This is a genomic window from Colwellia marinimaniae (genome assembly GCF_002207865.1).
In the GTDB taxonomy this organism is placed as follows: Bacteria; Pseudomonadota; Gammaproteobacteria; order Enterobacterales; family Alteromonadaceae; genus Colwellia; species Colwellia marinimaniae.
Genome location: NZ_BDQM01000228.1, coordinates 1 through 278, shown reverse-complemented (window position 1 = coordinate 278; position 278 = coordinate 1). Strand labels below are relative to the sequence as shown.

General features: G+C 27.3%; 1 protein-coding gene. It reads right to left on the bottom strand.

Annotation, left to right across the window (positions count from 1 at the left end; translation table 11 throughout):
- Nucleotides 1–30: 30 nt before the first annotated feature.
- A partial coding sequence (locus tag MTCD1_RS23620; RefSeq protein WP_235013389.1) for a hypothetical protein occupies nucleotides 31–278 on the bottom strand: 248 nt, incomplete at its 5' end.

Sequence of the window (278 nt, the reverse complement as noted above, 5' to 3'; positions counted from 1 at the left end):
GTCTTTGTTGATTCAACGTCTAATGAAGCATTAGCCATGTGTTATGTTGTTTTTTTTTCTTCTTTCTTTCTTTTTTTTTCCCCCTTTTTTTTTTTTTTTTCCTTTCTCTTTTTCTCTTCTCCTTTCCCTCTTTTCTTTTTCTTTTTTCTTTTTCCTTCTTCTTCTTTTTTTTTTTTTTTTTTTTCTTTTTTTTTTTTTTCTCTTTTCTTTTTTTTTTTTTTTCTTCGTTCCCCTTTTCTCTTTCCTCTCTTCTTTCCCTTCTTCTTTCACTTTCCCTT